Annotated in this window: 1 protein-coding gene; it reads left to right on the forward strand. The window is 49.9% G+C overall.

From position 1 onward, the window contains the following. Positions 1-1,076: calcium-binding protein (locus tag A7981_RS11665; RefSeq protein WP_131800967.1), on the forward strand; the 1,076-nt coding region annotated here is incomplete at both ends.

Consider the following 1,076-nt stretch of genomic DNA (forward strand, 5'->3'; position numbering starts at 1 on the left):
ATCAGCGCTGAGTTTGATGATATCTCTGGTGATGGTTATACCCTTAGCGAGAATGTCGAGCATCTCAATGCCAGTGCCTATGTAAATGGCATCGAGTTAACTGGCAATGCACTTGCCAACACCATCACTGGTACAGGCGGCAATGATGATCTAGTGGGTAGTGATGGCAATGACACCTTGATTGGTGGTGCTGGTGACGACGAATTGGTTGGTGGTGCTGGTATTGACAACCTACAAGGTGGTACTGGAAGTGATGCCTACTATGTCAATCTCAAAGTCACCTCAGGCACAGCCTCACTCGAAGACAGCATCACCGACACTGCAGGCACCGATGACACCCTGATACTCTCAGGTGGCACAGGTACAACCAAAGCCAGCACCATCGTGCTAGCAGCAGCACTTGAGCATCTCGATGCATCTAACTTGGATAGTGGGATAGCAGTCAACATCAACTTCACGGGCAATGCCTCCTCCAACGACATTACTGGCAGTGACGGTAACAACACGATCTTGGGTCTTGCAGGGGATGATGATCTTGAGGGTGGTGATGGTAACGACACACTGGATGGTGGTATCGGCAATGATGAACTTGAAGGCGATGGAGGTAACGATAGTCTGATTGGTGGCGCTGGTGAAGACTCCCTAGCTGGTGGTGAAGGTGATGACATCTATACTGTCAACCTGATTAAAGATGGCACTAACGCCATCTTGGAAGACACCGTCGCTGAGCTAGAAGATGAAGGTGCCGACACTATCAAACTAGTAGGCAGTGCAGTGTTCACGACCAATACCTTGATCGACATGACAGACAGCATCTATGCGAATGTAGAGCATCTGGACATCAGCGGTACTGCTTCAACCAAACTCGATATCAGCGGTACTGATGAAGATAACTACCTGACAGGCAATGCCGCAGCTAACGTGCTGACAGGCGGTCTTGGTAACGACACGCTGGATGGTGGTCTCGGTAACGATACATTGATCGGTGGGGATGGTAATGATCTCTACATCATCAACGCCATCGGTGATGTTGTCGATGAGGAAGGCCTAGTAGACAGCGATGCTGACACCATCCA

The sequence above is a fragment of the Methylovorus sp. MM2 genome, assembly GCF_001648895.1.
Taxonomy (GTDB): domain Bacteria; phylum Pseudomonadota; class Gammaproteobacteria; order Burkholderiales; family Methylophilaceae; genus MM1.